At 64.4% G+C, this 24,010-nt stretch carries 30 protein-coding genes; 16 read left to right on the top strand and 14 right to left on the bottom strand.

The genetic code is table 11. From position 1 onward, the window contains the following. The first annotated feature begins 374 nt into the window (after positions 1-374). The 4 genes from ACN0S5_RS19990 to ACN0S5_RS20005 are packed head-to-tail and all read left to right on the top strand — an operon-like array spanning position 375 to position 4,289. Positions 375-1,334, top strand: a complete 960-nt coding sequence (locus ACN0S5_RS19990; RefSeq protein ID WP_417210653.1) for a metal ABC transporter solute-binding protein, Zn/Mn family — start codon at positions 375-377, stop codon at positions 1,332-1,334. Further along, complete coding sequence (locus ACN0S5_RS19995) at positions 1,331-2,149, top strand: metal ABC transporter ATP-binding protein (RefSeq protein ID WP_417210655.1); 819 nt, start codon at positions 1,331-1,333, stop codon at positions 2,147-2,149. The genes ACN0S5_RS19990 and ACN0S5_RS19995 overlap by 4 nt, the downstream gene beginning before the upstream one ends. Continuing rightward, positions 2,146-3,363 carry a metal ABC transporter permease gene (locus ACN0S5_RS20000; RefSeq protein WP_417210658.1) on the top strand — a complete coding sequence of 406 codons (1,218 nt, stop codon included), beginning with the start codon at positions 2,146-2,148 and terminating at the stop codon, positions 3,361-3,363. The genes ACN0S5_RS19995 and ACN0S5_RS20000 overlap by 4 nt, the downstream gene beginning before the upstream one ends. After that, a complete protein-coding gene (locus ACN0S5_RS20005) occupies positions 3,363-4,289 on the top strand; it encodes a metal ABC transporter permease (RefSeq protein WP_417210661.1) in 927 nt (308 codons plus the stop codon). The genes ACN0S5_RS20000 and ACN0S5_RS20005 overlap by 1 nt, the downstream gene beginning before the upstream one ends. A 105-nt stretch (positions 4,290-4,394) precedes the next feature. On the opposite strand, the gene ACN0S5_RS20010 is transcribed toward ACN0S5_RS20005, so the two are convergent. Further along, positions 4,395-4,940 (bottom strand): RNA polymerase sigma factor, encoded by a 546-nt coding sequence (locus tag ACN0S5_RS20010; protein ID WP_323771451.1) that lies wholly within the window; start codon positions 4,938-4,940, stop codon positions 4,395-4,397. Beyond that, positions 4,933-5,115, bottom strand: a complete 183-nt coding sequence (locus ACN0S5_RS20015; RefSeq protein ID WP_417210663.1) for a NepR family anti-sigma factor — start codon at positions 5,113-5,115, stop codon at positions 4,933-4,935. The genes ACN0S5_RS20010 and ACN0S5_RS20015 overlap by 8 nt, the downstream gene beginning before the upstream one ends. Before the next feature lie 89 nt (positions 5,116-5,204). Between ACN0S5_RS20015 and ACN0S5_RS20020 the strand changes: the two genes are divergently transcribed. Next, on the top strand, positions 5,205-6,017 hold the full coding sequence (locus ACN0S5_RS20020) for a response regulator (RefSeq protein WP_417210665.1): 813 nt from the start codon (positions 5,205-5,207) through the stop codon (positions 6,015-6,017). Positions 6,018-6,085: 68 nt separating this feature from the next. Here the strand turns inward: ACN0S5_RS20020 and ACN0S5_RS20025 are convergent, their stop codons facing one another. From ACN0S5_RS20025 to ACN0S5_RS20035, 3 genes are all read right to left on the bottom strand, one after another. Further along, the gene (locus ACN0S5_RS20025) at positions 6,086-6,583 is read right to left on the bottom strand and encodes a Dps family protein (protein ID WP_417210666.1); all 498 of its coding nucleotides are present in this window, start codon (positions 6,581-6,583) and stop codon (positions 6,086-6,088) included. 170 nt (positions 6,584-6,753) lie between these two features. Continuing rightward, positions 6,754-6,948 (bottom strand): PLD nuclease N-terminal domain-containing protein, encoded by a 195-nt coding sequence (locus ACN0S5_RS20030; RefSeq protein ID WP_417210668.1) that lies wholly within the window; start codon positions 6,946-6,948, stop codon positions 6,754-6,756. A gap of 47 nt (positions 6,949-6,995) precedes the next feature. Further along, positions 6,996-7,256, bottom strand: coding sequence for a Rho termination factor N-terminal domain-containing protein (locus ACN0S5_RS20035; protein ID WP_417210670.1), 261 nt, complete (start codon positions 7,254-7,256; stop codon positions 6,996-6,998). Positions 7,257-7,385: 129 nt separating this feature from the next. Here ACN0S5_RS20035 and ACN0S5_RS20040 point away from each other — a divergent pair, with 129 nt between their 5' ends. Continuing rightward, on the top strand, positions 7,386-8,348 hold the full coding sequence (locus ACN0S5_RS20040) for an amidoligase family protein (RefSeq protein WP_417210671.1): 963 nt from the start codon (positions 7,386-7,388) through the stop codon (positions 8,346-8,348). Further along, complete coding sequence (locus ACN0S5_RS20045) at positions 8,345-9,046, top strand: gamma-glutamyl-gamma-aminobutyrate hydrolase family protein (RefSeq protein ID WP_417210672.1); 702 nt, start codon at positions 8,345-8,347, stop codon at positions 9,044-9,046. Before ACN0S5_RS20040 ends, ACN0S5_RS20045 begins: the two co-directional genes overlap by 4 nt. Positions 9,047-9,113: 67 nt before the next feature. Here ACN0S5_RS20045 and ACN0S5_RS20050 read toward each other — a convergent pair whose 3' ends face one another. The 6 genes from ACN0S5_RS20050 to ACN0S5_RS20075 all read right to left on the bottom strand — a co-directional run bounded on the left by ACN0S5_RS20050 (position 9,114) and on the right by ACN0S5_RS20075 (position 14,717). Further along, on the bottom strand, positions 9,114-9,311 hold the full coding sequence (locus tag ACN0S5_RS20050; protein WP_417210673.1) for a CsbD family protein: 198 nt from the start codon (positions 9,309-9,311) through the stop codon (positions 9,114-9,116). A gap of 97 nt (positions 9,312-9,408) precedes the next feature. Continuing rightward, positions 9,409-9,876: a host attachment protein gene (locus ACN0S5_RS20055; RefSeq protein ID WP_417210674.1), complete on the bottom strand. Its 468-nt coding sequence runs from the start codon at positions 9,874-9,876 to the stop codon at positions 9,409-9,411. Continuing rightward, positions 9,863-10,075: a hypothetical protein gene (locus ACN0S5_RS20060; RefSeq protein ID WP_417210675.1), complete on the bottom strand. Its 213-nt coding sequence runs from the start codon at positions 10,073-10,075 to the stop codon at positions 9,863-9,865. Before ACN0S5_RS20060 ends, ACN0S5_RS20055 begins: the two co-directional genes overlap by 14 nt. A 93-nt stretch (positions 10,076-10,168) precedes the next feature. After that, on the bottom strand, positions 10,169-11,644 hold the full coding sequence (locus ACN0S5_RS20065) for a phospholipase D family protein (protein WP_417210678.1): 1,476 nt from the start codon (positions 11,642-11,644) through the stop codon (positions 10,169-10,171). Between the two features lie 12 nt (positions 11,645-11,656). After that, positions 11,657-13,372, bottom strand: a complete 1,716-nt coding sequence (locus tag ACN0S5_RS20070; RefSeq protein WP_417210680.1) for a sensor histidine kinase — start codon at positions 13,370-13,372, stop codon at positions 11,657-11,659. Positions 13,373-13,604: 232 nt separating this feature from the next. After that, entirely contained in the window at positions 13,605-14,717 is a 1,113-nt protein-coding gene (locus ACN0S5_RS20075; protein ID WP_417210681.1) for an HWE histidine kinase domain-containing protein, read from the bottom strand. Positions 14,718-14,976: 259 nt separating this feature from the next. Here ACN0S5_RS20075 and ACN0S5_RS20080 point away from each other — a divergent pair, with 259 nt between their 5' ends. The 6 genes from ACN0S5_RS20080 to ACN0S5_RS20105 all read left to right on the top strand — a co-directional run bounded on the left by ACN0S5_RS20080 (position 14,977) and on the right by ACN0S5_RS20105 (position 17,755). Next, positions 14,977-15,138 carry a DUF1328 domain-containing protein gene (locus ACN0S5_RS20080; protein ID WP_417210684.1) on the top strand — a complete coding sequence of 54 codons (162 nt, stop codon included), beginning with the start codon at positions 14,977-14,979 and terminating at the stop codon, positions 15,136-15,138. 142 nt (positions 15,139-15,280) lie between these two features. Beyond that, positions 15,281-15,553, top strand: coding sequence for a hypothetical protein (locus ACN0S5_RS20085; RefSeq protein ID WP_417210685.1), 273 nt, complete (start codon positions 15,281-15,283; stop codon positions 15,551-15,553). Positions 15,554-15,694: 141 nt separating this feature from the next. Then, positions 15,695-15,979, top strand: a complete 285-nt coding sequence (locus ACN0S5_RS20090; protein WP_417210687.1) for a hypothetical protein — start codon at positions 15,695-15,697, stop codon at positions 15,977-15,979. Next, positions 15,966-16,361, top strand: coding sequence for a phage holin family protein (locus tag ACN0S5_RS20095; RefSeq protein ID WP_417210690.1), 396 nt, complete (start codon positions 15,966-15,968; stop codon positions 16,359-16,361). The genes ACN0S5_RS20090 and ACN0S5_RS20095 overlap by 14 nt, the downstream gene beginning before the upstream one ends. After that, the gene (locus ACN0S5_RS20100; RefSeq protein WP_417210692.1) at positions 16,354-16,713 is read left to right on the top strand and encodes a hypothetical protein; all 360 of its coding nucleotides are present in this window, start codon (positions 16,354-16,356) and stop codon (positions 16,711-16,713) included. The genes ACN0S5_RS20095 and ACN0S5_RS20100 overlap by 8 nt, the downstream gene beginning before the upstream one ends. Before the next feature lie 16 nt (positions 16,714-16,729). Then, positions 16,730-17,755: an AI-2E family transporter gene (locus tag ACN0S5_RS20105; protein ID WP_417210693.1), complete on the top strand. Its 1,026-nt coding sequence runs from the start codon at positions 16,730-16,732 to the stop codon at positions 17,753-17,755. 11 nt (positions 17,756-17,766) lie between these two features. Here the strand turns inward: ACN0S5_RS20105 and ACN0S5_RS20110 are convergent, their stop codons facing one another. Then, positions 17,767-19,026 (bottom strand): DUF2254 domain-containing protein, encoded by a 1,260-nt coding sequence (locus ACN0S5_RS20110; RefSeq protein ID WP_417210695.1) that lies wholly within the window; start codon positions 19,024-19,026, stop codon positions 17,767-17,769. A 5-nt stretch (positions 19,027-19,031) separates the two neighbouring features. After that, entirely contained in the window at positions 19,032-19,880 is an 849-nt protein-coding gene (locus ACN0S5_RS20115; RefSeq protein ID WP_417210697.1) for an alpha/beta fold hydrolase, read from the bottom strand. 466 nt (positions 19,881-20,346) lie between these two features. On the opposite strand from ACN0S5_RS20115, the gene ACN0S5_RS20120 reads away from it, so the two are divergent. Further along, positions 20,347-20,637, top strand: coding sequence for a hypothetical protein (locus ACN0S5_RS20120; RefSeq protein ID WP_417210700.1), 291 nt, complete (start codon positions 20,347-20,349; stop codon positions 20,635-20,637). 269 nt (positions 20,638-20,906) lie between these two features. On the opposite strand, the gene ACN0S5_RS20125 is transcribed toward ACN0S5_RS20120, so the two are convergent. Continuing rightward, a complete protein-coding gene (locus tag ACN0S5_RS20125) occupies positions 20,907-21,575 on the bottom strand; it encodes a PRC-barrel domain-containing protein (protein WP_417210701.1) in 669 nt (222 codons plus the stop codon). A gap of 189 nt (positions 21,576-21,764) precedes the next feature. On the opposite strand from ACN0S5_RS20125, the gene glpK reads away from it, so the two are divergent. Both glpK and ACN0S5_RS20135 read left to right on the top strand, forming a co-directional pair. Further along, positions 21,765-23,264: a glycerol kinase GlpK gene (gene glpK, locus ACN0S5_RS20130; protein WP_417210703.1), complete on the top strand. Its 1,500-nt coding sequence runs from the start codon at positions 21,765-21,767 to the stop codon at positions 23,262-23,264. 3 nt (positions 23,265-23,267) lie between these two features. Further along, a complete protein-coding gene (locus ACN0S5_RS20135; RefSeq protein WP_417210704.1) occupies positions 23,268-23,888 on the top strand; it encodes a nucleoside triphosphate hydrolase in 621 nt (206 codons plus the stop codon). Positions 23,889-24,010: the final 122 nt, after the last annotated feature.

The raw sequence follows: 24,010 nt of genomic DNA on the forward strand, positions 1-24,010 counted from the left end.
TGACACCAACCGGAGACCCCGCCATGACCGCCGCCACACCCAGACCCCCCGGACGGACATCCCTTCGCCTGACGGGGACCACCGTGGCGGCGGTCACCCTCAGCGCCACCCTCGCCGCCACCCTCGCCGCTACCTTATGGGCCCCATCATGGCCGCCCGGCCCGGCGGAGCGCGGGCATTGAGGCTGGGTGTCGGTTTCTGTGCTTAAATAGTGGGCAGCCCAGTCGCATGTGGTGGTTTGTTACCCTCTGAAATTGAGAATGCCTCGCAGTAACATTGACTTTTGCGAGTTGGTCGCAATATAGATCGGTTGAAACGGGTGCTCGGGGCGCCTTTTGCAACGCCCCGGTGTGCCTCAAGTAGGAGCCGATGGCGTGACACCAACCAAAAGAGACTTTTTGACCGGCCTTGCTGCGGCGTCGCTTGTGCTGGCAAGCGGCCCGGTCGCGGCGGGGGGGACGCTGTCTGTCGTGGCCACCACAGGCATGATTGCCGATGCGGCCCGTCAGGTCGGCGGCGATCTGGTCGAGGTCAAGGCCCTGATGGGGCCGGGCGTGGACCCGCACAGCTATCGTCAGACCCGGACCGACATTGTGGCCCTGGCCCGCGCCGACGTGGTGCTGTGGCATGGTCTGTACCTTGAGGCGCAGATGCAGGACTTTTTGCAGGATCTGAGCGAGCAGGGCACCGTGACCGCCGTGGCGGAGTCCATCCCGCGCGCATTGCTGCTGGCCCATGACACCTATGCCGACAAATTCGACCCGCACGTCTGGATGGTGCCCGACCTCTGGGTCCATGTGGTCGAAAATGTGCGCGCGGCCCTGACCGCGGCCCGGCCTGAAAACGCCGGGGCCTTTGCCGCCAATGCGGCCGCCCATCTGGACGAACTGGCTGCGCTGGCCGCCTACGCGGCTAAGATCATGGCCACCGTTCCGGCCGAACGCCGGGTGCTGGTCACGGCGCATGACGCCTTCAACTACTTCGGGAAGGCCTATGATTTTGAGGTCATGGGCATTCAGGGCATCTCGACCGAGTCCGAAGCCGGATTGCGGCGCATCGCCGATCTGGTGGACGTGCTGGTCAGCCGCGAGATCAACGCCGTCTTTGTCGAAAGCTCTGTTTCCGACCGCAACGTCCGCGCCCTGATCGAAGGCGCGGCGGCGCGGGGCCACAAGGTTGAGATCGGCGGCGAGCTGTTCTCGGACGCCATGGGGGAACCGGGCACATATGTCGGCACTTATATTGGTATGATTGACCACAACGCGACGGTGATCGCCCGCGCGCTGGGGGGGACCACCCCAGAGGCGGGCATGAAGGGATTGTTGAACGGATGACGGATACCGCTGTAACCTTGGCCGCCGCGGACGGACAACCGGCGCGCCTGCCGCAGAAATCCGACGCGCCTTTGGCGCTGCGCGGACTTACGGTCTCCTACGGGGAGAAGCCTGCGGTTTTCTCGGTCGACGCCACTTTTCCGGCGACGCAGATGACCGCGATCATCGGACCGAACGGGGCGGGCAAGTCCACACTTCTCAAGGCCGCGCTGGGGGTGATCCCGCGTCTGTCGGGCGAAGTCACCAGCTTTGGCGCGCCAATCGATTCCGCCCGCGCCCGCATCGCTTATGTCCCGCAAAGGGCCAGCGTGGACTGGGATTTCCCGACCACGGTGATCGATGTGGTGATGATGGGGCTATATCGTCAGGTGGGTCTGCTGGGCCGCTTTACCGGGCGTCTGAAATCCCGCGCGCTGGCCTGTCTGGACCGGGTCGGCATGGGCGGTTTCGCGGATCGTCAGATTGGCCAGCTATCGGGTGGCCAGCAGCAGCGGGTTTTCCTTGCCCGCGCGCTGGCGCAGGATGCGGATCTGTACCTGCTGGACGAACCCTTTGCCGGGGTCGATGCGGCGACAGAGCGGGCGATCATCGACGTGCTGAAAACCCTCAAGGCAGAGGGCAAGGCGGTGGTTTGTGTCCATCATGACCTTGCCACGGTGCGCGACTACTTTGACCACGTCTTCATGATCAATGTGCGCAAGATCGCCGAGGGGCCGGTTGAAACCACCTTTACCCCCGAGGCGTTGAACGCGACCTATGGCGGGCGACTTGCGGCCACGCATATCGACCAATTGCAATTGGTGGGCGGCGCGTGACAGCCTTCTTCGAGGCGTTGCTGCTACAGGCAGGGTACAACGCGGCGCTGGTCGCGGTGGGGGCCACGCTGCTGGGCTTTGCTGCCGGGGCGGCGGGGACGTTCCTGTTCCTGCGCAAACGGGCGCTGGTCTCTGATGCGGTGGCCCATGCCACGCTGCCCGGTGTCGGGCTGGCCTTTATCATCATGGTGTCGCTGGGCGGCGACGGTCGGAACCTGCTCGGGCTTTTGGCCGGATCGGCGGTCACGGCGGGCATCGGCCTGTTGGCGGTCGAATGGATGGCGCGGCGCACGCGCCTGTCCGAGGATGCGGCCATCGGGGCGGTGCTGTCGGTCTTTTTCGGCCTTGGCATCGTGATCCTGACGATCATCCAGACCATGGGATCGGGGCGGCAGGCGGGGCTTGAATCCTTCTTGCTGGGCTCGACCGCCGGAATGCTGTTTCAGGATGCGGTGGTGATTGCCGTGGGCGGGTCATTGGCGGTTCTGGCGACATGGATCATGCGGCGACCGATGACGATGGTTGCCTTTGATGCGGAATATGCGGCGGCCAACGGGGTCAACGTGCCAGCGGTGGACCGCATGATGATGGGCCTTGTCATGGCGGTGACGGTGATCGGCCTGAAGATCGTCGGCCTGATCCTGATCGTGGCCCTGCTGATCATACCGCCGGTCACTGCACGGTTCTGGACCGAACGCAGCAATTCGGTGATCTGGTTCGCGGGTGTTCTGGGTGGCCTGTCAGGCTATCTGGGCGCGGCGCTGTCGGCCTCGGCCCCGGATCTGCCGACCGGGCCGATCATCGTACTGGTCTCTGCGGCGCTGTTCCTGCTGTCACTGTTCTTTGCCCCCGTGCGGGGCGTCGCGGCGGCGGTGTTCCGGCATCGGCGGTTTCAGCGCCGGGTGCACCGGCGGCAGGGTCTGCTGGCGCTGGCGCGCCGAGAGCCGATCCATGATGAGCTGACCCTGCGTGTGTTGCGCGCCGAGGGGCTGATCCGCGCCGATGGCGTCGGCACGGAAACGGGACGTGCGCAGGCGGCCAAGATCGCCCGCGATGAGCGGCGCTGGGACGTTGCGCGCGAGATCCATCAGGACACCGGCCTGACCGGGCGCTACGACGGCCTGACGCCCATCGAAGAGGTCTTTGCCCCCGATGAGATTGCCGAGTTCGACCGCAAGATCGGCGGGCCACGACCGGTGGCAGGGGGTGCGTGATGGGCAGTGAGTTTGTGATGTTCTCGCTGACGCCGATGCTGATCGGGGTTCTGGCCTCTGTGGCCTGCGCGCTGCCGGGAAACTTTCTGATCCTGCGGCGGCAGGCGTTGATCGGCGATGCCATCAGCCATGTCGTGCTGCCGGGGATCGTCGTCGCCTTTCTGCTGACCGGCGTGGTTGCCGCGCTGCCGATGCTGCTGGGCGCAGCGGGGGCGGCGGTGGTGGCGGTGGTGCTGATCGAGGCGATCAAGCGGCTGGGCAAGATCGAACCGGGCGCCGCCATGGGCGTCACCTTTACCACGCTTTTTGCGGGCGGCGTCCTGCTGCTGGAGCAGAGCGACACCTCCAGCGTCCATCTGGACGTCGAGCACGCGCTGATGGGCAACCTTGAATCGTTGGTCTGGCTGCGGGCGACGGGGTGGGGGTCATTGCTGGACGCGCACGCGCTGACCGGCCTGCCGGAAGAACTGCCGCGCATCGCGGTGGTCTGTTTCGCGGTGATCCTGCTGACGCTGGTGTTCTGGCGCTGGCTGAAGATTTCGACCTTCGATGAGGGCTTTGCGCAGGCACTGGGCCTGCCGGTCGGCATGATCGGCATGGGACTGGTGATCACGGCGGCGGTGGCTGCCGTGGCGGCCTTTGACGCGGTCGGGTCGATCATCGTGATCGCCATGTTCATCTGTCCGCCCGCTGCGGCGCGACTGATGACCAACGGCCTTGAACGACAGGTCTTGTGGTCGGTGCTGTTCGCGGTGGTCTCGGCGGTGGCGGGGTATGTGCTGGCAGGCTATGGCCCGCTCTGGCTGGGGGCAGAGGATGCCGTCAGCGCTGCGGGCATGATCGCCACCGTGTCGGGCGCGATCCTTATTCTGGCCTGTATCTTCGGGCCGCATCGGTCACGGGTGGGCGCGCGGGCCGAACTGTGATCCCGGACCCTTGGCCACATCCAAAAATACAGCGCCGCATCGCACAGGCGATACGGCGCTGACTGTATCAATCTATAAGACCGGAGGCGTTGCGATATCGACCGGTCAGGCGGCGGGGCGGGCACCGACGACGCCGACGGTGACAGAGTCCGTCATTTCCAGCGTTTCGTTTTCGCTAAGGTGCATCAGTTCTGCCAATCGGGCGCGGGCGCGTCCCACGCGGCTCTTGATGGTGCCGACGGCCACGCCACAGACCTCTGCCGCCTCTTCATAGGCCAGCCCCTGCGCGCCGACCAGCACCAAGGCTTCGCGTTGGGTGTCGGGCAACTGGTCAAAGGCTACCTTGAAATCCCGCAGGTTCAACCGCCCGTCGTGATCCGGCTTGGTCGCAAGACTTTCGCCCATCGTGCCGTCCGCATCCTCGACCTCGCGCTTGCGCTTGCGGCGCAGCGAATAAAAGGTGTTGCGCAGGATGGTGAACAGCCAGGCGCGCATATTGGTGCCTGCCTCGAACTTGTCGATGTTTGTCCACGCCTTGACCAGCGTCTCTTGCACCAGATCGTCGGCGGTGGCGGAGTTGCGGGTCAGGCTGAGGGCGAAGGCGCGCAGCGAACCGATGTGATCGGTCAGTTCCTCACGGGGATCAGGCATCCTTCTCGCCTCCGCCCTTGCGCGGAGTTTCGGCGGCTTTGAGTTGTGCAAGAAGGTCCGTGAAGCGGTCCGGGACGGGCTGCTCTGCCATGTCATCGAAGGCCTGCCGCAAGTTTTTGTCGATTTCCTCGGCAATCCTTGAATTGATCTTTTTCCGCGTCATCTGTTTTGTCATCTTTTGCCTCGCAACGCCTCGGTACGGAACCAAAACGCTGCAACCTGCGTTAGGTTCCATATCTAACGTCAAAAATTGGAGCGACAAGCATGACTGGCCCGTCTTCCCCGGATATGACATCCGCAATCGGTGGCAACCTTCCGTACCTGCGCCGCTACGCTCGGGCACTGACCGGGCAGCAGGACAGCGGAGACCGCTATGCGGTCGCCACGCTAGAGGCGATCCTGAACGATCCGGACCTTTACGACGCTTCCCTGTCGGACAAAGTCGCCTTGTTCCGTGTGTTCCACGCGATCTGGAGCTCATCGGGCATGCCGGTTGCGGACGGAGGCGAGGTCGGCCTTGCCGCGCGGGCGCAGCAACATCTGTCGCGCCTGACGGAAAACACCCGCGAGGCGCTGTTGCTGCACACGATCGAAGAGTTCGCCATCGACGAGGTGGCGCTGATCATGCAGGTCGACAGCGAAGAGGCCGGGCAATACGTCGAAACCGCCTTCCTTGAAATGCGCGACGCGATTTCCGGCAAGATCATGATCATCGAGGATGAGGCGGTGATCGCCATGGACCTTGAGAGCATCGTGATGGACATGGGCCACCGCGTGACCGGCGTAGCGCGCACCGAAGGGGACGCGCTTGACCTTGCCGCCAAGGAGCGGCCCGACCTGATCCTGTCGGACATCCAGCTGGCCGACGATTCCAGCGGCATCGACGCGGTCAACCGGATCATCGCGCGCGACGGCGATGTGCCTGTGATCTTCATCACGGCCTTCCCCGAACGGCTGTTGACCGGCGAAGGGCCAGAGCCGGCATTCCTGATCTCCAAACCCTATACCGAAAACCAGGTGCGGTCCGCCGTCAGTCAGGCGTTGTTCTTTGCCTCGACAGAGACACTTATCCGCTGAGCGTCGGAACAGAACAAAAAAAGGCCCGTCTATCCGACGGGCCTTTTTCATGTCTAAAGAACGAAAGGTCAGCTTTTCGACAACGCGCGCAGCATCCATGCAGCCTTTTCGTGAAAGGCGCTGCGGGCGGTGGCAAGGTCTTCGGTCACCGGGTCCTTGCGGCTGCCCGACATCTCGACCAGCGCGTGCAACCGATGCGCCAGCTTTTCATGGTCGGCGGCCAGTTGGTCGATCATGCCGGCGGCGCTCAGCCCCTCGGTCACATCTTCGACGCGCGACCGATGGATGATGTCGTCCAGACGCGACGGCGCAAGATGACCCAAGGCGCGGATGCGTTCTGCCAGTTCATCGGCGGCGGCGAAAAGATCCTGATACTGCGCCTCGGTCAGGTTGTGCACCGAAAAAAACAGTGGACCTTCGACGTTCCAGTGAATGGCGTGGGTCTTGAAGAGCAGGCGATAGGTATCGGCCAGCACGTCGGACAGGGCACTGGCCAGCGGTCCGGTGTCGCGCACTCCGGTTGAAACGGAATCTGCTGTTGGGACGACTTTGAGCGAGTCGGTCATGAAATCCTCCTGATTGCTTGTTCATCATATCAACGGGTCGGCGGTGGAAACGTTCCCGTAAAACCGCCGGGAACCGGAGCCGGAAGGCTGCCGGTTGATCAAAGAAACGGACTGCCAAAAAGAAACGCCCGCGCATCGCTGCACGGGCGTTTTATCGGCATGGCGCCAAATCAGGCGAGGCTGCGGCCAGAACGCGGGCCGGCGATCAGCCAGACGATAAAGCCGATCAGCGGCAGCAGCAGGACAAACAGGGTCCAGATGACCTTGCCGCCGGTGCTGGCGTTCGAATTGACGATGTTGACGATGGCCCAGATAGCGAGGCCAAGAAGGATCAATCCGCCGATGCCTGCAAATTCAATTCCCATTGTGATGTCTCCTCTAGGTTTGATGGTGTTTGTGTTCGCAAAGCCTGTCAGTCGCGGAGCGCCGCGATGAGTTGGTCCTTGGTCATGTCCGACCGGCCCGTGATGCCCAGATCCTGAGCGCGCGCATACAGGTCGTCTTTGGTCCAGTCTTCGTAAGGCGGGGCTTTGCCGCCCTTGCGGGATGGGGTCATGTCCTCATTGGCCTGCGCATTCGCAATGGCTGCGGCCTTGGCGGCATCATAGCCCTTTTCGCGCAGACGTTCGTAGGTGGCGTCATCCTTGATAGAAGGGCCGTGGTCGTCGGGCATGTGCTCACCTTTCCATAGGGTGCGATCTGGGATGAAAACGCCGGAAAGTCGCAAAGAGTTCCGCGAGACCCCGTTCAGAGCGGCAAATATCCAAGGGAACCGCGGACGGGGCGGCGGCGTTTTACGGGCATGGATCATTTGTATGACGTTCGCAGCTTCCGCGCTTTGCCCCGCCCTGAAACACGTTCCGGTCAGCCTCGGCGCTGCGGCATCGAAATTGAATTTTCCGGCATGGATGAGGCCGCGACCGCGCAGATCATCGCGCGCAGGGTGGGCGGCGATGTCTCCCGGACCGGCCCGCATCTGTACACCGTGGACGATACCGATATCGGCACGGTCGGCGTAGAGCTGGACACCCGCTATGCCAAGCCCGGCACTCAGCTTGTGCCTGAAAGCGTGCTGGACGCGGCGCGGGTCATTGTCCCGGTCGAGATTATCACCGCGCCTTTGCCGCCGGACCAGTGGGGCCGTGTAATCGACCTGACCGCAGCGCTGCGCGAGGCGGGGGCCAAGGGCACCTCTGACAGCCTGTTGGCGGGGTTCGGCATTCACTTCAACCCCGAGGTCACCGGCTATGACGATCCCTTCCTGATCCGCACGATTATTGCCTACGGCCTGCTGGAAGGCTGGCTGCGGGAATGGCGGCCGCTGAATGTGTCGCGCCGTATCCTGCCCTTTGTCGATCCTTGGCCCGCGCATTTCATTGATGCGCTGTTGCTTGCGCCGGACCTTGATCTGCGGGCTGTCTCAACGCTGGTTCACAGCCATCTCAAGGGGCGCAACTACGGCTTGGATCTCTTGCCGATCCTGCATGACTTCGATCCAGACGGCTTTGCCGCGCGGTTCGGCAGCGAGGCCAGCGGCGCGCGTCCCGCGTTTCACTTTCGCCTGCCGGACTGCCGCATTGATGAACCGGGGTGGAGCATCGCCGACGAATGGGACCGCTGGTGGCTGGTCGAGGCTTTGGCGGCGGATGAGTCCCGCTTTGACGCGCTCTGCGCGGCGTGGCGCAAGGGGGCGGGGCACGGGGCGGGATGGCTACAGGTCGTATCGCAACACATCGGCCCGAACGGCGAGAGGCTGTTCAAATGAATCGCCCGTTGATTGGTGTGACCACCTCGACCCGCTCTGGCTGGCGGATCTTTCCGCTGGTGCGTTTCAACCTCTGGCTTGCTGGCGCGCGGGCGGTGCGCTGGACCACGCGGTCGGATATCGATCTGGGTGGCGTGGACGGGGTGATCATCGGCGGCGGCGACGACATCTCACCGGAGCTGTATGGCGGCGCGCTGGAAATGACCGCGCGGCTGGACCCGGACCGCGACCAGATGGAACATGACATCGCGCAAAAGGCGCTGGCGGACGATATCCCGGTGCTGGGGATCTGCCGGGGCGCCCAGATGCTGAACATTGCCGCGGGCGGCTCTTTGCATCAGGACGCCTGGTCGCTGTATCCCGACGCAGAGCCGATCAAGACGATCCTGCCCAAGCGGACGGTTTGCGTTGAGCAGGGATCGCATCTGGCCATGCGGCTGGGGGACAAGCCGATGAAGGTCAACGCCTTGCACACGCAGGCGGTGAACCGGCTGGGGCAAAGCTTTCGCATCGCCGCGCGCGATACAAATGGCATGGTGCAGGCAATCGAACGCTGCCGTGATCCCTTTGCGCTGGGTGTCCAGTGGCACCCGGAACATCTGTTCTACGCGCACCGCCAGCGGGCGATCTTTCGGGCACTGGCAGAGGCCGCATGCGCCTATGCAGAGGGGCGTCGTCAGGTTTTTGCGCCTGCCTGAGCAAGCCCCGACAAACAAAAGGCCCGCCGAACCGGCGGGCCTGATCGTGTTCACATCATGAGATCTGTCAGACTTTGGCAAGGATGCTGTCCAGCGCCTCGCGGGCCTCGTCCTTGGACTTGCCAAGACGTTGCTGAAGCTTGCCTTCCAACTGTTCGCGGTTGCCGCGCGCTTCTTCCAGTTCGTCGTCCGTCAGAACGCCATACGCTTCGCGCAGGCGGCCTTTGACTTCGGTCCATTTTCCTTCGATGCGGTCGTTGTCCATTGGTCTTCTCCCGGTTCACTGCAATGGCCGACGCATCCCGTGTCGGCCTCTGGTAAATAAACGCGGAGGCAGGGGGAACGTTCCGCCCAAATCCGCTTTAGTTGACCTCTTCCAAGGCTCGTGTGATCGCTGTTTCGATCTCGTCCAGCGGATGATTGGTCAGGACCTTGGGCAGGTCGAGCACCAGTCTGGACGCGACCTCGTCATGCATCTCGTCGCGCAGGGCGCTCAGCACCGGGCGGCTGGCGGCGATTACCAGCGCGTCGAATTTCCCCCGATGCGCGGATTTGTAGAGATCCTTGGCGATGTCCTTGGCAAAGCGCGTCTTTTCCAACTGGTGCCAATCGGTGTCATCCACCGCCGATCGCTGCACGCCGGGGCCATCGTGAAAGCGGCCGGGGCGGCTTGCCGCCCAGTCCTGTGCCTTGGGGTTGTCCTGTTCGGCGCGGTCGCGGACGGCCAGATGCAGGTGCGCCTCGTCGCCCTTGTTGATCAGGTACAACGCCTTTTCGCCATCGGCGATCAGCACCCAAGTGCCATGCGGCACACCCTTAGCTTTCATCATTGCCGCGCTCCTCTGCCATGGATTTGGTCACGCGGGTGGCCCCTGCGGGCCGTTCATAGGCCCGCTTCAGCTCATCCTTGCTGCCGATATGGCGCGACAGGCGACCGCCCGCGTGTCCGCCGTGGGGGATGCTGCCCTCTGCGCCGAGAATGTCCTTGGTGTCTCGATGTCCGTCTTTGGATCGGTGTCGTTGCGTCATGATGCGCTTCCTTTCCTCTCGGGCGTGGGCCGGGCATGGCCCGCGCCGCCTGAAGGGATAACGCCGCGCGGGGCGGGGCGTTCCGGGAAAGGTTCAGACGATGTCTTCGGTGACGCCGGGCAGAGGCTGCGCCAGATCGGCCCCCCGCTCTGGATCGAACGGCACAAGAAAGCCTTTGCGATTTTCCGGCAGGCTGACGCCGTTGCGACGAATTTCCGCGTCCCACCAGGGTTGTAGCGTCTCCGGTGCCATGGCCTCGGGCGGCAAGGGCGCGTGCCACCAGTGCGACAACAGCCGGTCGCGGGCCTTGGCCACCCGCGCCGGGGCGGTCACGTCCAGCGCCAGTTCGGTGTCCCAGTGCATGGAGCGCCCGTTGAGATTGGCTGACCCGATCATCGCATAGTCATCGTCGCGGATCAGCACCTTGTTGTGCACATGGATCAGCGGCGACCCGGCCAGCGTCTCATCGGTGTCGCGGGCGGCCAGCACCGGGCGGACGGGGGTTGCGATGGTCAGGCGCGGGCCGAACCCGTCGCGCAGCGTGGCGACGGCGCGCTGGCGCAGCCCCAGACCATAACGCGCGTCAAGGCTGTCGGAGGAATCAAACGCCACATCCTCTGGCAACCCCGGCAGGATCATCACCGCTGTCAGCGCAGAGTTTTTCCGCGCCGCTTCGGCCAGCCCCTCGGCAATCCGGCTGGAGCGGATGAACTGGGTCTCGATGTGGATCAGATGCCGCGCCGTGCGGAAGGCGTTCAGATGCGCGTCCTCGATCTCGGACACCAGCGTGCGGGGCGACAGGTAGGGCAGTTGCACCCGCCGAGGGGCCGACAAGGTGCGTTTCAGGCCGGGGACGTCCGGCGGCGGCTGGCGGCCAGAGGTGACTGCGCGCAGGGTTTCCAGATGGCGTCGCGCCGCGCGGGCCTCTGGACCGCGCAGCATGACCTGTACATCAGACCATGTGGCGCGCGCCGGGCGTGCATGCGCGGGCGTATCGTAGCGGCGCTCGTTCAGGTCCAGTCCGCCGATATACAGCCAGTCATCGTCAATCGCCGCGACCTTCTGGTGATGCGACACCGTGTGCAGGCGGGGCAGCAGATTGCGTTCCAGCCCGACCGCCTGAACCCGGCGCTGGACCGGGGTGGTCTGGCGTATGCTATCCCAGCGTTTGCGCAACACCGCGGGCAGAAAGGCCACCCAGGGCAAGGCCCCCGCCTGCGCGGGGTGCAAATGGGCCCGGACCTGCAAGCGGTCCGGTCCCGCGCCTGTTACCTCGGACAGGGCGACACCCTGCCGAACCGTGCGCCAGCAGATTTCATGCAGACCCGTGCGCATCACGGGGTCGAAGTCACTGACCGTCAGGTCGACACGAACGCCCCGGCGCACCGCATCGGCCAACAGGTCAAACCAGTCGTCACCGACGGCGCGCGCCGCGTCGCTGCGCAGCCGCGTGGACATGTCGAAAATCCGAAAACCGGCGGTGATGTGGTCCCGCGCATTCAGGACGGCGCGTTCCAGCACAGGCCAGGCTTCGTCGGCCGTGATCATCACCTCGAATTCATCGGCCATAGCGACCCCCTGTCAGTCGCCGTAGGCGGCGCGTGGAAACCTTACCATGGTTCTGTAACGCCCCTTCTCGGTCGAGGTTTCCATCGTTCCGCCCATTTGAAGCAGGAAAGCCGTGATCATCTTTCTGCCCATGCCGTCAAGGCGTTCCGCCGGGGCGGTGCCCGTGTCGGTCATCGGCGGGCTGTCGATGATCAGGCAGATGTCGCCGTCGTCCGCCGCCGTCAGGTTGACCCCGATCCGGTTGCCCGTGTCGCGGCGGCAGGCCTGTGTAATCGTGTTGTTCAGTGTCTCGGCGACAAACAGCGACAGCGGGATTGCCTGATCGGGGTAAAGGGCGATCTGTTCCAGAACGGTGTCGATCTCGGGGGCCATTTTTGGCCCGACCAGATCCTGCACGTCGCGCACCACGGCGCGCACCAGCGCCGCCGCGTCGACGGTCGTGCTGGTGGGGGTGTTGTACAGTGCCCGATGCAGCACAGCCATGCCGCGCACCCGTCGCTGCAACTCCGAAACGACATGTTTCGCCTCTTCGGTTTCCAGTTCACGCGCCTGCATGTTCATGATCGAGGCGATCAGTTGCAGGTTGTTCTTGACCCGGTGGTGCACCTCGCGCAGCAGCACCTCCTTGTCCTTCAGGTCCTGTTCGCGGCGCAATTCGCCCTCGGTGATCAACAGCGCCATGCGGTTGAAGGCGCGCTGCGCCTCTTCCAGCTCGGCAGGCGGGTCGGTCAGCTCCAGCGTGGTTCCCGCGCGTTCGCCAAGCGCAAAGCGGCGCATGGCCGAGCGCAGTTGCGCCACATGGCGGATCACCAGCCGTTGAATGCCGAAAAGCGCCACGCCCACACCCGCGATCCACATCAGGACCGGCAGCGCGATGGCAATCCAGCTTTGCACGTCCGTGTCTGTTCCCGGCACAGAGGACAGCGGCCAACTGCCAACCAGCATCACCTTGCCCTCAAGCATCGGAGTGACCGCGTAGTACCGGTTTTCACCTGTGCCGCTAGGGGCCTGAAAGGTTTCATTGCGGCTTTGAACAAGGTCGGCCAAGGGGATGTCGCGGGGCAGAAAATCCTCTGCCGCGTCCAGTCCCAAAGAGGCGGCGATCAAATCGCCCTCGATGTCGATGGCCGCAATACGCAGGCCGCCCTCGGACCCCGAGTCCTCCAGTTTGCTCAAGACGGTGGCATGCGGGATCGACAGCGATACAAAACCCACGATCTCGTCGTCGTCGTCGCGCACCGGCTGGGTGACGATGACGATGCTGCGTCCGGTCACCGCGCCGTTCTGGACCACCTGCACGCTGGTGCCGTCGCGTTCCATCGCCCTGCGGACGGTGTCGCGTTCGGACAGATCCATGGTATCCCCGGTGGAACTGCACGCCAGCCAGCCGGAGGACCGCACGAACCCGGCAAAGATGTAGTTCTCGTTGCCGTCGACAAAGCCGCGCAGGATGTCCTCGCAATTGTCTTCGCCCAGTTTGGCAATCAGCACGGCCAGTCCGTTAGAGGCCGCCAGCGCATTCTCGATCAGTTCCCGTTCGCTGGTGGCGCCGGACCGGATCTGCGACATCAGCGAGGCGCGGCTTTGCAGGCGGGCGCTGTCGATCACCGCCTGTGTCTGGTAAACAGCGATCAGGCCCACCGGAAGCATGGCGATGGTCATCAGGACCGCGATGCGCGCCGACAGACTGCGCGACATACGGACAAGGTTTTTCAGGCGCGTCTTCATGAACGGCGGTCATTTCTGCAACATGGCAATCGGGAAAACGTCGGGGCGTGTGGGTCCGGCGATGACATGTATGGAGACAAATACCCAATGGCGCAGCCATCCACGCAAACGCGCGAACCTGACCGGCCGCAATGCTCCAGTTTCATGCCGTATCCTCGCTCGAGACACACTCCCCACCACGTGAACACACCATCGGGGTTTTGGTTCCCGATCTATTGACCGCTTTTTTCGGTCAGGTCTGAAGGCGTTGCAGCGGAATGCACAGCTTTCTTTGAAAGCGGCCGGCGTCGATCCGGGTCTTGATCTCGCCGGCAAGCTGGCTTTCGACAGCGATGGACAGCAGGCGCGCGCCGAACCCGGTCCTCGGCGTGGCGTCGGTGTCCCAGTCGACGCCGGTTTCTTCCCAGCAGACCTCGACCGTGTCATCCTCGGTCAGGTGCCAACTGATGGACAGCCGTCCGCCATCGGTCGAAAGGCCGCCGTATTTCGCGGCATTGGTTGCCAGTTCGTGCAGGGCCAGCGTCAGATACACCGCCGCCTTGGCCCCGATTGGCACATGCTCTCCGCTGATGGTGATCCGGGTCCCGTTTTTTGCCCCGTGCGGTGCCAGCAGTTTGCGGGTCAGTGCGTCCAACGTGGTGGTGGCGCCTGTGCTGCGTCTGGCGTTGACGACCGGAACGATCATCTCATGCGCGTCGCTCAACGCCTTGAGCCGTGCGCCCATGCTTTCCGCCAAGGCCTCGGAAGAGTCATGCGCGCTGCGTTCCATCCGCAGCATACTGTTGATGATGGTGAAGAGGTTCTTCACCCGGTGGCTCATTTCCTGAAGGATGATGTCGCGCTCTTCGAGCGTTTCCCGCAGCCGGAGGTCGGACTCGATCATTGCGGCCAGATCGACCATATGCGCGACATCGTCGTCGTGCCAATCGCGCGGTTTGCGGTCGATCACGCAAAACGAGCCAAGCACATGGCCATCAGGCGACCGGATCGGGACCCCCAGATAGGCTACCACGCCCATATCGCGCACCGCGCCGTTGTCACTCACCCGCGCGTCCTGACGCGCGTCGGTGACGATCAGCGGTTCATGGGTTTTCACCACAAACTGGCACATGGAATGGCTGAGCGCGGTTCCGCTTTCACAGGCGACGTCGCCTTCGAGGCCCACATGGGCCGAAAAATACTGCCGTACATCATCGACAAAAGTCACCAGACTGACCGGAACATCCAGCAGACGTGCCGCAAGACGGGCCGCGCGTTGATGCGCGCCCGGTCCCGGTCCGTCCATCAACCCCGATCGCGCCAGCGCCTGCAAACGCTCGATATCCTTGAGTCGTCTGTCACCCATGTAAACGTCACCCTCGAGATCCATCACACAAGCATCTTTCATGGACATACTTTCGCGACAACACATCACTTAAGGTAACCAAGCAGTACATGATTGAGATTGCAGGGCAAGCGGCGAATTTTTGCCGTATTGCCCCCTGTTTGGGCGGATCGCACGGCAAATTTCCGGAACCTTTGACGATGAGGCACGTTTCTTTGTCACAGCGCCTCAGACGGCGCGTTCGAAAAACACGTTCGGAACAATATCAAGGAGATGTCCCATGCTTGGTTGGGCCCTGACTTTTCTCATCGTCGCTCTGATCGCGGCAGCTCTTGGTTTTGGCGGCATCGCCGGTGCGTCTGCCGGGATCGCGCAAATCCTGTTCTTCGTCTTCCTCGTTCTGTTTGTGCTGTCGCTGGTGGCGCGCGCTGTCAGAGGATGACGCGCCGACACGGCGCACGGGGTCAGTGGCCCCGACAGATATGACAAGCGGCCCGCTTGCCGGTGAACGGGGCGGGCCGCGTGGTGTCTGGCGTCCATGATGGGCGACAAGACGCATTCAGCGCAGCCAAAGGAGTTCTGTCATGAGCGAGAACAACAAGGATCGCGCCGCCAATGGCGCTGCCGAAGCCGCCGAAGCCGGTGCCGACTACGCCCGCGCCGCGCGGGCAGCCGCCACTGAAAGGCTGGAAGAGGCACAAGAACACATCGACCGGGCGATTGCCGACGGTCGTCATGAGTTTGAGGCAATCGCGGCGCGCTCGACCCAGGTGGTCCGTGACAACCCCCTTCTGGCGGTTGCGGGCGCGGTTGGCGTCGGGCTGCTGCTGGGATTGGCCTGGCGCAAAAAGGGCTGATCCGGACCGGATCGAATTGGGTGGGGCGTTGCGGGTGCAACGCCCTTTCTTGTTTTGTGGCAATATGTTGCGCCGACGAAGGGAACCAATCTTCGCGCCAGAAGTTGCCCTCAGGACCGACCACGAAACAGGAGCGCCGAGATGACCCGCAAGTCGAATTCCCGCAGCACGCGATCCGCAGGTGCCACAGCGGGCGCGCTTATCGCCTCGCAGGCGGCGTCACGGTTCGGCATTGCGGCTCCGGCTGGACTGATGTTGCGCGGGTTGCACATGGCGCGGCGGAACCCGGTGCTTGCCTTGGCCGCGACAGCGGTGGCGGGGTACGTGGCCGTGCGCCGCCGGAAATCGCGAGCAGCTCCGGTCGAAACCGATGACCGGTCGGTTATGGCGCAACTGAACGAAGGCCCCGGCAATGTCCGGTCCTGATCTGCGCGACGCGCCCCGCCTGTTGTCCGAGGTCGCGCAACGCGTTGTCTCGTTGGCGCAGACGGAATTCCGCCTCGCCAAGGCCGAAATGGCGCAAAGCGTGGCCCGGGCCGGCACCGGGCTGGCGTTTTATGGCGCGGCTCTGGTGCTGTCGATTGTCGCCCTGAACATGCTGGCCACCGGGTTTGTGGCGTGGCTGGCCACGCAGGGGCTGTCGGCGGTCCAGGCCGCCGCGGCGACAGGCGGCGGCCTGTTGCTGGTCGCGCTGCTCTGCGCATGGGTGGGGCGGCGACGGATCAGCGCCAAAAAGCTGACCCCGACGCGCAGCCTCAACAACGTGAAGCGCGATATGGAAACCTTGCAGGAGATGCGCCGTGGCTGAGATCGAATACCTGGAAATGCGCGCTGCCGAAGAGCGCGCGCGTCTGAAAATCGCGCTGGAGGCCTTGGAAGGCAGCACCCGGCGCGGGGCCGTGGCGGCCCCGCTTGCCGGCGTCGCCCAGCATCAGGCCGGCAGGATCGCACGGGGCGCCTTTGGCGCCGCGCGGCACAACCCCGGCGCTGCCGCGTTGATCGGGCTGGGTCTGGGACTGTTTGCATCCGGCAAGGGCGCACGCGAGACCGGCGACGCCGGTTCCGGGTCGGGGTTTCCCACCGGGGCGCTGGTCCTTGGGGCCGGGGCGCTGGCCGCCGTGCTGCTCTCGCAGGCGCGTCGCCAAAAATCGCCCAAGTGATCCGGAAGGTCCCGACATGCTGACCACTGCCCTCAGCGACCGCGCACAGCGCGTCATGTTGCTTATCCTGACCATGATTGCGGTGACCATTGGCCTGTACCTTGGCAAGCAGGTCATCGCGCCCGTGGTCTTTGCGCTTGTGGTCGGTATCGTTGTGTCGCCCTTGGCGGAGCGCCTGACCGCCCTTGGCGTGCCGCGGGTCGCAACGGCGATCCTGCTGCTGCTGGTCACAACCAGCCTGATTGCGCTGCTGTTGCTTATGGTAGAGCCGCTGCTGAACATGTTCATCGAACAGCTGCCGCGTCTCAAGGCGGCGGCGGCGCGCTGGATCGACACCCTGTCCGGCGTGCTGCGTGGGATCGAGACGATCAGCAAAGAGATCGAGGGGGCGAATGGCGGCGCGGACGCAGACACCAAAAGCGCCCTGCCGTCGGTGCGCGACGCATTGTGGCTGGCCCCCAACTTTGGCGCGCAGTTCTTTATCTTCATCGGGACGCTTTTCTTCTTCGTGCTCACCCGGAACGAGATCTATTCCGCCGTTGGCGTGTTGGAGCCGAAGCTGCGCAAGGCGGATCGCGCGGTGGCGCGTTACTTCGCGGCCGTCACGCTGGTCAACGCCTGTCTCGGGACGATCACCGCGCTGGCGATGCTGGCCATCGGCGTGGAATACGCGATGCTCTGGGGGCTGGCGGCGGCGGTGTTGAACTACATGCTGTACCTTGGTCCGCTGATGGTCATCTGCGGGCTGCTCATTTCCGGCCTTTTGCAGTTTACCGGTGCCATGTCGTTGCTGCCCGCGGTCGCCTATTTGCTGCTCAATTTCACTGAGGCCAACTTTGTGACCCCCTGGGTGGTGGGCCAACGGCTGGCCATGAATCCGCTGGGCGTCTTTGTGGCGATTGTCTTTGGTCTCTGGCTCTGGGGGCCGGTGGGGGCCATCGTGGCGCTGCCGGTGATGCTGTGGTTCGAGGTGCTGATGCGCCCGCAAATCCTGAGCGGCGGCGTCCCGGTCAGCGACGGGTCCCCGGCGACGGCAGACTGATCACAGGCGGGTCACAGCCCGAGCGTGTCCAGCCGGACGGTCAGGCGGTTGCGCTCCCGTTCCGTCATCAGCCCGGCGGTGCCATGGGCGCGAAGATCGGCGATCAAATCGTCGATCACGGCGCGGCCTTCGGCCGGCATCCGCTGGCGCAGATGTGCCAACGCCAAGGCCACCGCCTCCAGCACGTCGCCAAACCCCGCCGCGTCCCGCGACAGATCGCGGAATGCCGCCTCGACCAGCGCATCCGCCCCAAGCGCACGCAGGTAGACCCGATCATAGATCGGTTCTGCGGCGTTCTCATCGGCCAGCGCCCAGTCCCATAGCAGGCGTTCCAGACGGGCGATCACGTCGATCGCGGTCTTGGGGTCGTTGATTCCGGGCGACAGCGCCTTGGAGGCCGACTCGCGCAGCGCTTGCAGGGCATAGGCCGGGTCCTGTTCATAGGTCCGCTCCGGGTCGATCAGGAAACAGGCGGCAAAACCGTCGGTTTCGGCGCTGCCCCGCAGCGTGCCCAGCACCTGTTCGCGCAGGACTATCGAACCGGGCAGAACCGTCAGGCAGACCACGGCGTCACACCGCTCGGCCCGGCTTTGCAGTTCATCCATCTCGACCCGGCGGACAAAGCCGGAGCGTGGCGCGATGATCTTGGTCTCTTCGCCGTCTGGCACCTGTTCCAGCGCCCGCCCGCCGAGGCGCGGCAGGTGTCGCTGTTGGTACAGGATCTCACGCGCGGTCTGTTCGGCGCGCAACAGGGCGTATTCCACGCTGCCGATTTTTGACAACTGCCCGATCCAGCGCACCAGCGACACGACGATTGCCGCCACCACAAAAACCGTCACGGCAAAGACAATGACCGAGGCGCTTTCGCTGTAGTACCCCGCGCGGTAAAGGATGATCGACGACAGGGCAAAGACAAAGGCCCCGATAAAGGTCGCCAGCATCGTCTGGGTCGAGGTGTCTTCCATCAGCAAGCGGTGAATGCGCGGGGTCGATTGCTGCGCCAGCGTGCGGTGGGTCGAAACCATGATCCCAAGCGAAAAGGTCGCCACCGCCAGCATCCCGTTGGCAAGGATGCTGAGGATCGGCAGCGTGGCGGATGCGGTGAACCGGTCACGCGGGCCATCCGGTATCAGCGGCCCCAGCAGTTCCGCCGACAGCGCCGCGATCACCGACAGGGCGGACAACAAGGCGACCCTGACCCAAAGGATGCGGCTGATCCGGCGCAGGGTCAGCATGGTCTGGACAAAGCCGAAGGCACGTTTTTTCGCCATCCCCGTCACCCGGCCGCCTGCGCGCCGTGCGGCAGCGACACCCAGCCCCGTAACGTCCGGGCAAAGTGCTGCGGCTGCTCGACAAAAGGCAGGTGGCCGCCGGGCACCAACTGTGCCTGCGCCTGTGGCAGGTGGCGCAAGAGCTTGATCTGGTGTTGCGCGGGCACCACTTGGTCATGCCGCCCGATGATGGCAAGGCAGGGCGTGTCGATCTGCGTCATCGTGGCGGTGACATCCTGCGCCAGCACCCATTTTCCAAACTGGCGGATGGCTTCCGGGTCACAGCGTTGCAGGCTGCGCCGCATCGCCTCGGGGACGTGCCTTGTCGACGCGCGTGGCAGCACCGTTGCCATGGAGCGTTCGAAATTCGCCCGCGTCGCCAGTCCCAGCCGCCAGAGCAGCGGCATGCTCCACCGTCCGGCCAGATCATGCGCCATGAGCGCCCCGCCAATGTCACGCGGCAGGTCGCGGCGACCGGTGACCGGCGCGCCCACCAGCACCAGAGAGCGCACAAGATGCGGCGCGCGCAGCGCCAGCAGCAGGCTCACCAGCCCGCCGCTGGAATGGCCGACCAGATGCACCGGGCCGCCATCGGAAAATTGCGCGATCTGCGCCGCCATCCGGTCCAGCCAGCGATCGTCTTGCAGCATCTCGACCACCTGCGCCGCCGTTTCTCCGGCGCGGTGTCCCGGCAGATCCAGCATCAGCCGGTTGCGCAGCCCCATGGTTTGGCAAATCGGTGTCCAGGCGTCGCTGGTCATGAACAGGCCGGGCAGAAAAACCAGCGGGTCCACCGCACGCTGCGGCGGGACGGGGACGTGTCCGCCACGGGTCGAAAGGGTGAATGCGTTCATGTCTGGCCTGTCCTTCGGTGGCGGTAAATTCCCCGCTGGGGCGCAACGCGCGGCTCTGGCGATTCGTTCCCCGCACCCAAATTGCGGGGAATTGCGAGCGCAAGGGAACCTTTTCCGCATTGGCGGAGTTTTGCTATTGAAGACAGCGGACGGAGGCATGTTTTGCGGCAACTCGCCGCGCTGCCATGACATAGCCCTCCGCTGGGGCGTCGCTCGTTCGGCGCCATTGTCGAAAACAGTTGGCCAAATGGGGGGCAACGAACATGAACGCGATGTGTCTGCCGACGCCAACGGTGCCGCCCCGGTGTGAGCCGCCGCCCGGCAAGCTCTAGTTTTCGACCGGCGCGCCGCCAAGCCCGTACCACGACACCAGATCGCAAGACCAGAAACCACGGTCGCCGCCATGACGGCGCGACCGGACGGGCAGAATTTGCCCAAAGACCGCAACCGGACCAGGAGGATCACAATGCTCCGTATCATCGCACTCACTTTCGCTGCCGCCTTGCTGACGGCCCCCGCGAACGCGCAGGTCCGGGATGGGCTTGCCGCCGATCTGCATCAATTTGTCGAGGCCTTTGAACTGGCGGAGGTACCGCCGGAGGGCCGTGCCCGTCTGCAAATGATCGTAGATCACCCCTCGGCCTCGCATGTGGCCAAGCTGGTGGCGATTCATGACGTGCTGGAACAACACGACGCGCTGGTCCACGTCGATATGCACGGCGCACAATCGACGCTGCATTCGGCCCTGCTCGACTGATCCACTCTGAATAGAACAGGCAAACGCCCGTCGCGGTTTCGCGGCGGGCGTTTTTCGTGTGCCCGGTGGCTGTGCATGTGCGCCGCACGCCCCCCCCGGTCCATGACCCGCGCAAGGAAACGCCCCCGGCGGAGCACCGACGGGGGCGTTATCTTGCGGGCGGGGGAGAGGGGAGGGAATGCACCCGCAGGTCTCGTGCCTTGATAGCAACCCAATGCCCGGCGGAAGGTTTTGTTCCCCGCCGGATAACCTTTTTTAACCCTGTCGGGTCATAGCTCGGTCTCGGCGACGGTCTTCAGATCGGCGCGATGCGCATCGACCACAAGATGCCCGCCCGCCTCGGCCCGGTGCCGCAGGCTGGCAAAGGGAAGGTCGCAGGGGCCGCCATCGGGTGTATCGGTCAAGCGCAGTCCGCGAATGGTCCGGGTGGCGGGCTCAAACAGCAGCGCGGTCAATCGCCCAAGCTCTCCATCCTGTCCAAAGACCGCCGCGCCGATCCAGTCGCTGGCCTGTTCCAGCGGCGCGACCAGTTCATTGGCGGTCTGGGTGTCCGGCGATGTGTCGTCGGACTCGGGCATATTGGCGCGCAGCGCGGACAGCGCCAGCAAAGGCGCGAAACTGGTGCCCAGCGGCCCAGCCACAACCATCGGCCAGATCGTCAGGTCTTGGGCGTCGCTGTCCAGCACTTCGGGCCAACTCAGCGCCTCGGCGATTTCATCGTCGCCCACGGCAAGCGTCCACCCCCCGGCCTCATGTACCGGGGTCGACAGGCGCGCCGCGTCGATCAGCGCCTCTGTCCGGGGGGCCGCCTGTGTCATCTCGATGGCCACAAGGCGGATGCGGCCTGTTGCGCGGTCGAAAAAGACCTCGCGCAGGGCCGCCGGGCCAGAGAGGGTTTCAAGCGGCGTGTCAGACAGCTCTGAAAGGTCGTGCAACATCGGGGCCTCCTTGTGCATCCTGCGGGCAGGCGGCACGCCGCACCCGTCCTGTACTCCCTTATGGAACGCGGACAGGGCCCGCCGCGTTCCCTGTCGTGGTTTGTGAACATCTTGTCAGCGCAGGCGGGCGGGGCTAGTCACGGGAGGCCCCGGCACAAGACCGGGCGCCTGCATCGGGAGGAGCGGACCATGGGCTATATTCTGGCCATTGATCAGGGCACCACGTCAAGCCGGGCCATCGTTTTTGACGCCGGGCTAAAGATCGTCAGTGCGGCGCAAGAGGAGTTTCCCCAGTATTATCCGGCCTCCGGCTGGGTCGAACATGATCCGTCGGATCTTTGGGCCACCACGGCGGCCACCTGCCGGGCGGCGCTGGAAAAGGCCAATCTGCGCCCTTCGGAGGTTGCCGGTATCGGCATCACCAACCAGCGCGAAACGACATTGGTCTGGGATCGCGCCACGGGCAAACCCATCCACAACGCGATTGTCTGGCAGGATCGCCGCACCGCCGACATGTGCCGCGCGCTCAAAGAGGCGGGCCACGAACGCGCCGTGACCGAGGCCACCGGCCTGTTGCTCGATCCGTATTTCTCGGGCACCAAACTGGCGTGGCTGCTTGACAACGTCGAGGGTGCCCGCGCGCGGGCCGAGGCCGGAGAGCTGCTGTTCGGCACCGTGGACAGTTGGCTGATCTGGAACCTGACCGGTGGTGCGCGCCATGTCACCGATGCCACCAATGCGGCCCGCACCATGCTGTTCGACATCCATCGCGGGGCATGGTCGGATCAGATGTGCGCCATGCTGAACATCCCCAAGTCCATGTTGCCAGAGGTGCTGGACTGCGCCGCGGATTTCGGCATGACGCGCGCCGACCTCTTTGGCCGCGAAATCCCGATCCTTGGCGTGGCGGGCGATCAGCAGGCCGCCACCGTGGGGCAGGCCTGTTTCAAACCGGGGATGATGAAATCCACCTATGGCACCGGCTGTTTTGCCCTGCTCAACACCGGCGACACGCCGGTGACCAGCACCCACCGGCTTTTGACCACGATCGCCTATCAACTGGATGGCAAGCGCAGCTATGCACTTGAAGGGTCGATCTTTGTTGCCGGTGCGGTGGTGCAATGGCTGCGTGACGGGTTGAAGATCATCCGCGAGGCCGCAGAGACCCAGCCTTTGGCCGCCACCGCCGACGAGGGACAGAACATCATCCTTGTCCCCGCCTTCACCGGACTTGGCGCGCCCTATTGGAACGCGGACTGCCGCGGCGCGATCTTTGGCCTGACCCGCAATTCCGGCCCGGCGGAACTGGCGCGCGCCGCGCTTGAATCCGTGGGCTACCAGACCCGTGACCTGCTGGAGGCGATGCAGGCCGACTGGGGGGCCTCCAGCGGCGGCGACAAGGCGACCGCGACCCTGCGGGTCGATGGTGGCATGACCGCGTCGGACTGGGCGATGCAGTTTCTGTCGGACATCATCGGCGCATCGGTCGACCGGCCCGAAGTGCTGGAAACCACCGCCATGGGGGCCGCTTGGCTCGCCGGACAGCGGGCGGGGCTGTACCCCGACATGGCGGGCTTTGCCGAGACATGGGCACTGGACCGCCGGTTCGAGCCGGACATGGATGAAGACAACCGCAGCGCCAAATACGCCGCATGGAAACGCGCCGTCGCAGCGGCGCAGGCGTTCTGAGCGATGATTTCCGAAGCAAACCTTCGCCGGGTTTCTGACCGGCTTGCACAGGTCACGCCCAAGGGCCGCCGCCTGATGCTGGCCGTTGCGGGCCCGCCGGGGTCGGGCAAATCCACCTTGGCAGAGGCACTGGTCGATCATCTTGGCCCGCGCGCGGTGCTGATGCCGATGGACGGCTTTCACCTCGACAACCGGCTGCTGGAACCGCGCGGCCTGCTGCCGCGCAAAGGCGCGCCAGAGACCTTTGATTTCGATGGGTTCAGGGCCATGCTGCTCCGGGTCGCGTCTGAACCGTCGGTTTTTCTGCCGGTCTTTGACCGCTCCCGCGAAATCGCCATCGCGGGTGCGCAAGAGATCGGCCCGGACACGGAAATCGTTGTGGCCGAAGGCAATTACCTATGTTTTGCCGAAGCCCCATGGGATAGTCTGATGCCGCTCTGGGACGCGACCGTTTTTCTGGACGTGCCCGAGGAGGAACTGGAGCGCCGCCTTGTAAGCCGCTGGCTTGGCTATGGGTTCACCCCAGAGGCGGCGCTGCAAAAGGCGCTGTCCAACGACATCCCCAACGCGCGACGGGTGGTGGCCGGCCAAGCGGCCGTTGACGTTGTGGTACGCCAGACCTGAAGCGCCTGTTTTTCGGGCGCTTCGGGCAATTGGCGTGCAGCCGCCCATTTTTTGCGCAGCCGGCGGCTCTGCCCGGTCGCTGCGCTGGCGTGACCCGCTGCGGGCCGTCATAACAGGACGGC

Origin of the sequence: Antarctobacter sp., assembly GCF_048262615.1 — a bacterium.
Classification (GTDB): Bacteria; Pseudomonadota; Alphaproteobacteria; order Rhodobacterales; family Rhodobacteraceae; genus Antarctobacter.